Origin of the sequence: Kaistella haifensis DSM 19056 (genome assembly GCF_000735695.2) — a bacterium.
GTDB classification, from domain to species: Bacteria; Bacteroidota; Bacteroidia; order Flavobacteriales; family Weeksellaceae; genus Kaistella; species Kaistella haifensis.
The window spans coordinates 1-7245 of sequence record NZ_JASZ02000047.1 but is presented as its reverse complement, the minus strand read 5'-3'; the positions used below and the strand labels follow the sequence as shown (position 1 = coordinate 7245).

Annotated in this window: 6 protein-coding genes and 2 pseudogenes; 2 read left to right on the top strand and 6 right to left on the bottom strand. The window is 38.1% G+C overall.

Annotation, left to right across the window (positions count from 1 at the left end):
* Window positions 1–263: pseudogene (locus tag AP75_RS14380) on the top strand (hypothetical protein); the annotation flags it as partial.
* A gap of 35 nt (window positions 264–298) precedes the next feature.
* Window positions 299–958 (top strand): hypothetical protein, encoded by a 660-nt coding sequence (locus tag AP75_RS13275; protein WP_221404547.1) that lies wholly within the window; start codon window positions 299–301, stop codon window positions 956–958.
* A 244-nt stretch (window positions 959–1202) separates the two neighbouring features.
* Here the strand turns inward: AP75_RS13275 and AP75_RS13270 are convergent, their stop codons facing one another.
* From AP75_RS13270 to AP75_RS14375, 6 genes and pseudogenes are all read right to left on the bottom strand, one after another.
* Window positions 1203–1703, bottom strand: coding sequence for a GreA/GreB family elongation factor (locus AP75_RS13270; RefSeq protein ID WP_088264958.1), 501 nt, complete (start codon window positions 1701–1703; stop codon window positions 1203–1205).
* A gap of 313 nt (window positions 1704–2016) precedes the next feature.
* Window positions 2017–2577: a Crp/Fnr family transcriptional regulator gene (locus tag AP75_RS13265; RefSeq protein ID WP_088264957.1), complete on the bottom strand. Its 561-nt coding sequence runs from the start codon at window positions 2575–2577 to the stop codon at window positions 2017–2019.
* Window positions 2578–2658: 81 nt separating this feature from the next.
* Window positions 2659–3657, bottom strand: a complete 999-nt coding sequence (locus tag AP75_RS13260; RefSeq protein ID WP_088264956.1) for an alpha/beta hydrolase — start codon at window positions 3655–3657, stop codon at window positions 2659–2661.
* A gap of 114 nt (window positions 3658–3771) precedes the next feature.
* Window positions 3772–4671 (bottom strand): 3-hydroxyacyl-CoA dehydrogenase, encoded by a 900-nt coding sequence (locus AP75_RS13255; RefSeq protein ID WP_031502569.1) that lies wholly within the window; start codon window positions 4669–4671, stop codon window positions 3772–3774.
* Between the two features lie 65 nt (window positions 4672–4736).
* Window positions 4737–6644: an oleate hydratase gene (locus AP75_RS13250; protein ID WP_088264955.1), complete on the bottom strand. Its 1908-nt coding sequence runs from the start codon at window positions 6642–6644 to the stop codon at window positions 4737–4739.
* Window positions 6645–7008: 364 nt separating this feature from the next.
* Window positions 7009–7245: pseudogene (locus AP75_RS14375) on the bottom strand (hypothetical protein); the annotation flags it as partial.

Sequence of the window (7245 nt, the reverse complement as noted above, 5' to 3'; positions counted from 1 at the left end):
AGACAAAGCGCAAAAAATTTAGAACCAGAGCGGCAATAGAACCTATCATCGGACATTTAAAAACCGATTTTAGGCTGGCAAAAAATTACTTCATGGGAGAAACGGGACCACAAATCAATGCATTACTAGCTGCAACCGCTTGGAACATGAAGAAAATGATGGAACTACTGAAACAGAAAATTATTTTCTTATTTTATAAGATACAAATTATGCTGTTTTCTAATCCTGTTTTTAAATATAAATTAAATAGTGGGTTTTGTTAAGGAACGACTACTTAGATATTCACGAAAAATACAATTTGCCATCAGAAGAAATGAAGGAAGTTGTGTTAGAGATTGAATCTCATACTGGACTAATTTCAGAATCTTATTATAAACATTTTGAATTTAGTCATTTATCAATTCAAGAATTTTTATGTGCTTCACATTTAGTTCATTTACCGTATAACAGTGATACAATAAAATACTTTTTTGAATACCCAGAACCACTAGCAATTGCAACTTGTCTTTCTGGAGATTCCGGATCATGGCTTGCAAACCTCGTATTGAATCATTCTTTAAATATCAAAAGTTTCAGTGGTAGAAAAAAGGAATTTTCTGCTTCCATGTTCACTTTATTAAATCGATTACTAATTGAATCTCCTAATTTTAAAGCATCTGAAGAATTAGGTGTTACTTTCTTATATATAATTTCAGAGTTTAAAAATGATGTAGAATTTGAGATTATCCTAAAGGAATGGTTTTCTAACGAACAAATTAGAAAATCAATTTGTTCTGCATTAATTGACTGTAAATTTGAGAAATCACATACTAAACAAGTATTCATTATTCAAAGGGTAAAACCTTTAGTTTCTAATTCATTTATAAACATTCCCACAAAATATGATATCCCTTTTATGTTTCTTGATGATTTATTAAAAAATAACATGATAAAATTTGAGGACTCAATTTTCAAATAGAACTACGGTTAATAACCAGAGTTTCGTTGGGCTTGCAAAGCCAACAATGAATTAAAAAATCATCGAAACAAAATAAAAAATAAAAAACGCTGAGATAAAATCCTGTTGAACGGAAGCTTCGGGAGCTTTTTTCAACATTATGGGTTTATCGACGGAAAATTTTAAAGATATTCAAGAGACTTATAGAAAAGTCTCTTTTTTTTTGAGTGGTTTTCATCCATTTTCAATAAACTTTACAAATCCATCAGTATTTTATCGACACAATTTCAAATTGCTTTTCCGCTTTGCCCAATTTCAATGTCACGCGGTCGCCGATCTTTCTGTCCATAAAGATTTTCGCAATAGGAGAGGTAAACGCTATTTTCCCTTCTGCAACATTTGCCTCATCGACGCCCACGATTTGATAGTGCTGGATTTTGGGATCGGAATCAACTTTAAAGTACACTTCAGCACCGAACCTAACTATATTTTTGGGTTGTTTGGCAAGGTTAACAATTTTCGCAGACGAAATTCGATCGAGTAACAATTGCAATTTCGCGTTGATTAAATTTACGGCAATGCGATTTTCATTCTCGTCCGAAATCGAGGTATTGTCGCGCTCGTGAATCATTTGGTCACGTTCGGCGAGTAACTGACCGTATCCGACCTCTGTAACGAAGTTTACCGTACCGCGCGGTAAATCGGCACGGGGCGGAATCATCGGAATTTCCTCCTGATCACCCTCTTTCACAAATCCCCTACTCATATATTCCAGTTATACATTTATTCTGTTACACTTAAAATTATTGATATGTTTTGAGTTAAAAAACTACCAGATAAACATAACCGTTTTAAGGCTATAAAGGTTGCAAACCTGTTTCGAAAAGCACTTAACTACAAAGTGCGCAATTCAGACAACCGCTGTTTAGCCGCAATTGTTTCATTGTCTGCAATGTAAATATACATTTTTTAAGGAACTTCGCATTCTTCAGACGCAAGAATAAAATCTTTACAAAATGTACAATTATTTTTCACACCGCCACTCAAGCAGCATCTCTGTCTGTACTTTGATATCTTTTCTAAACCTCACTTCTAATCCTACTCAAAGTTTCCTGAGAAATACCAAGATAAGTAGCTATCATCCCAAGCGGCGCCCGCAAAAGTATATCAGATTTATCTTCTAAAAGCTGAATATATTTTTCCTTTGCCGTCATATACTGCAAGGAATTGATGCGCCTTTCCATATTCGTCATCAGAAGTCCCAAAACACGGCGGCTGAAATTGGCTATGGTGAGCGAAGTTTCGCAGAGCTCTTCCATTTTAGAGTAACGGAAACAAACAATTTCACTGTCTTCTAAAGCTTCAATGGAATGCCGCGCCGGAATTTTCTCAAAAATGGTGTCTTTATTGGCGAGAATGCTGTTTTCGGGGTAAAAATTGGTGGTGATGTCTTTTCCTTTTTCAAAATAAAACGAGCGCAGAAGTCCTTTTTCTACAAAATACACCTTGCGGTTTAAAGTATTTTGATCGCTGATAACGGTACCCTTTTTCACAGAAATTTTTTCGGTCTGGGTGTTCAGAAAACTGCGGATATCATCGTCGATGGTGATGTAGGTGGCAAGCATTTCGGGAAAAGTCATCAGGATTCAATTTGTACAAAAATAAAAATAATGCCCCACAAATGAGGCATTATTCACAAACTAAACATTAAAAATAAACTATTAAAAATCAATCTTTTGTAGCCAACTGAAAAGTTCTTCATACACTTTTTCGCGCACCGGTTTTTTGGAAAGCACTAAATCGTGAATGCCGCCTTTTACGGGAATTATCGTGACATTCCCCTTAAAATTTTCTGCATTTTTATGAATATCCTTCACGTTCAGGATGATATCGGTAGAAGTCACTTCCTCATTCCATTCTTTTGGATAGCCCGATTTTTCAGAATGCATCACCAATACCGGAACCTTGAGTTCTGCGTTGCGGATGTCTTTCTGTGCACGGTGAATAGCGCGGATAAAGCCAAAATTCACTTTCCCGTTGGCATTGGGTTTCAGTTTTAAATCATAATTCCATTCGCCCTTGAAATTTTTATGAAGGCTTTCACCGTAAAAAGTGGAAAATCCACCGCCAATTTTCGTGTCAGGATAATGCTTTCCCAAACCACTTATGATGGGAATCCCAATTTTTTTTGCCAGAAACCCCATATTGAAATCATAAAACGGACTGTTCACCCAAAGTCCGGCAATGTTCGGATTTTCAGGGTGATATTTCATGTACCGTGTCGTAATCAACCCGCCGGTTGAATGCCCTGCCAAAAGAATTTTGTTATGATTTTCGGCAGTAATGATTTTTAAAGCTTCATCGATTTCGGCATTGTATTCGTCCAGATTTCTAACATTATTAAAAGTTTGATGCGGCAAATACGAACGCCCATATTTTCTTAAATCCAAAGCATAAAAGTCAAACCCTTTTTCATTGAATTTTTCGGCCATTTCTGTCTGAAAAAAATAGTCGTTAAACCCGTGAATATACAGCACTGCTTTATGGGTGGGACTTTCCGCTTTTTTGCGGATGACTGTTGCGGTGACCTTTCCTTCGTAATCGTTGGGAAAATTCAATGTTTTCTGTTCAAAACCATTTCCCAAAATATCAGGAGAATATGCCTGCGAGAAGATAAACCCCGAAAGGAAAATCAACAGCAGTAAAAAGTTCTTTTTCATTGTCCAGTTGTTTGTTAACGCAAAGTTCGGGCTTGTTTTGAAATTTGGCTTTGACATTTATCAAAAAAAACGCCCGGAAATTTCCGGACGCTCTTTCTATAATAATGAAAACTTCTATTTCAAAAAGTCTTTACCCTGAAAAGTGGGGTTGGGATATTTATAAAAACCTTCGCCGCTTGAAACGCCGAGTTTTCCGGCATCGATAAACTGATTTTTCAGCACGTTGACAAACTTCATTTTTTCCTCATTTCCGGTGCGTTCCGCTTCGGTTTTAAAAATGTGGTAAACCGTTCCCAAACCAACCACATCCAAAATCCCGAACGGTCCGATTGGCGAACCGGTTCCGAGCATCCAGGTTTTGTCGATGGTTTCAATGTCCGCAACGCCTTTCGCATATAAAGTTATTCCTGAACTCAACAATGGCACCAAAAGCGTATTGAGAATGTAGCCAGGCTGTTCTTTTTTCAGTGGCAGCGCAATCATTCCGATTGATTTGGCGAATTCCACGAGTGTTGCAAATACTTCGGGATCGGTCTTTTCAGTGCCCATAATTTCCGCCGTGTTGTGTTTCCAGATTTCGTTGGCGAAATGCAAAGCGAGAAATTTTTCCGGCCTTCCGGTTTCATCCATCAATAAACTTGGCAAAAGCGTGGAAGTATTGGTGGCAAAAATGGTTTTTTCGGGGGCGATTTTGGATAAATTTCTGTAAAATTCCTTTTTAATGCCGATACTTTCCGGAATGGCTTCAATCAGCAGATCCGCATCGGAAACCGCATCGTGAAGGTTGATTGAAAACTGCAGTTTTTGATAGGCTTCTTCCAGTTTTTCGGATGAAATCTGCAGGTCCGATTTGTATCGGGGCAGAAAAGTGTCAATCAGTTTTTTGGATTTTTCAATGGCTTCCCCATTGATGTCGTAAATGGTCACGTCATAGCCGTGCAGTGCGGATTGGAAAGCAATTTGCGAACCCAAAACGCCGCTTCCGGCTACGGTAATTTTTTTTATTGTTGTCATTTTTTTTTAAATTTTAGAAAACCTTAGAGGTATTCAAAACCTATAAGGCTTTTCAGGTTAAATAATTACTCCCCTTCTTGCTTATGCTCAAAGAGACTTTTTAGTTTGTCCCACTGCTGCGCGAAAAAACCATCGGCTTCGTCGTGCGAAATTTCCGGCAGAATATGCTCGAAATAGGTATCCTTCAAAACTTTATTCAGAATTCCGCTGCCCGGAAAACCTTTGCCGTCGTTCAAAGTATTGGCGGCTTTTAACAAATGACGGATGTCGTATTGCAACGGATTGATATCAGGGACCTGTTTGTTGCTGTCAAGAAGTTCATAAACCGCAATTCTTGCCGTTCTTACTGAACTTTCCATTGTAAAAACTACATCGTTATTGGTTTCCACAAACTGTCCGACCAGTCCGAGATTCACACAGCCATCGGGAACAACCTGTGGACGGTCACCTTTTGCACGCGGTAAAAACATGGAAGTGATATACGGCATGTAAGAGGTTTTCACGATCGTATTTTCTATGATATTATCCAGTTGATTTTCAATTCCTAAATGATAGGCCAACTCTGCCAAAATCTCGTTTCCAGTACATTCCGGCATTGTTTTCTGAACGTAATTTCCTTTTTCTTCCATCAGCAAAGCATACACCCAGATGACCAAAACATCATCCGGCTGATTCGGGAAATGAGGCTGTCTGTTGCAGGTAAAACTCATCACCCAGTTGCTGTCGGTAATCGAAATAATACCTCCTGTAACGGTTTTGCCGGAATAGGGATCGTTCACCGAATACTCTTTCAGTTTTTCTACAAAAGCAGACGGTTTACAGGTAAGCGTTGCCGACATCCATGCCGATTTGGAAACATCGGAATTGAATTTTTCAGGTTTGCCAAAAACTTCAGATTTTTTTGCCAGATTGTTCCAAACTGTCCATCCTTTTGATTTTCCGGAATTTTCTTTGGTAAAATCTACCAAGGGTGCCGTAACATTATCACCGTAGCGTGTGTCTTCCGTCATAGAGCCGGTTGTGACGATCACAAAATCATTTTCGCGTACTGCAATGTTCACTTCAGAACCGTTCTGTTCGGTAATAATATTTCTGACAGTTTTTTTATCGCCTGCGATTTCGATATCCAGGTCTTTTACCACGGTATCAAACTGAATTTTGACGCCCAGTTCCTGTAAATGTTTCCGTAAAGGAACTACGAAGGTGTCATACTGATTGTATTTTGGAAAAACCAGCGAGGAAAGGTCATTCAAACCGTCAATAGCGTGCAGGAAACGGTGAAAGTACAGTTTGAGTTCCAGTAAACTCTGCCAGTTTTCGAAAGCAAACATGGTGCGCCAAAACCACCAAAAATTACTTTCTAAAAATGTTTCGGAAAACCAGTCTTCTATGGTTAAATCATCCAGTTCTTCCTTTTTCGCGAGCAGAAGTTTCATCACCGCCCACTGGTCTTTTTTGCTAAGCCCGAATTTGCTGAAATCCTTTACTTCGCCTTTGTTGTGAATGAGCCTTGCTTTGGAGTGGTTGCGGTCGTTGTCGTTTACAATCCGGTATTCATCGAGCACGGAATAAGGCTTGGGAAGTTCCAAAGCGGGAATATCCTGAAACATATCCCAGAAATTTTCGTAGGTAAAATCCATTTCACGTCCGCCGCGAATAATGTATCCGGTTTGTGCGTTTCCGGAGCCGTCCAAAGAACCGCCTTCAATTTGGAGTTTTTCCAAAAAAGTAATATTTCCGGCAGGAATTTGGCCATCCCGAATGAAATAATAGGCAGATGAAAGTCCGGCGATTCCGCTACCTACAATATAAACTTTGCTGTCTTTAAATTTGCCTTCCGGAAGTCCTATATTTCTTTGGTAATTCCCAATCTGATCGGGAAAAGGCATTGTGTCGGTGGGAACATTCTGCAGGCGCGTTTGGCTTGCATCGGGTTGATGATTGACTTTTCTGTGATTTTCGGTTGTGTTCATAATTAATTTTTTTGTAGATTAATGATGACTCGAAGGTACGACCGCAGGTTTATTTATCTTTTGACATTTGTCAAAAAGTGATTTTAACTGAAAGGAGCAAAGTTTGATAGGAGTAAGATCTACTTCATTTTTCGAATAAATAACATCACGAAGATTTGTTCTTTTCCTGCAATTTGGAGTATTTTGCATCAGTAATCAAGCCTTCCTCGAAATCGTTCAATAGAATAAATAATCAATGGGGTTTTTGTTTTTTTATGGTAATCAAGATAACTACGCTGTAAAACCTATAATTTTTCAAATCTTGTTCCAGTGCTTTGTACATTGCAAAATCCATATTTTATTTATTTAGTTATTTAGTCGTTCCTTAACAAAACCCACTATTTAATTTATTTTTAAAAACAGGATTAGAAAACAGCATAATTTGTATCTTATAAAATAAGAAAATAATTTTCTGTTTCAGTAGTTCCATCATTTTCTTCATATTCCAAGCGGTTGCAGCTAGTAATGCATTGATTTGTGGTCCCGTTTCTCCCATGAAGTAATTTTTTGCCAGCCTAAAATCGGTTTTTAAATGTCCGATGATAGGTTCTATTGCCGCTCT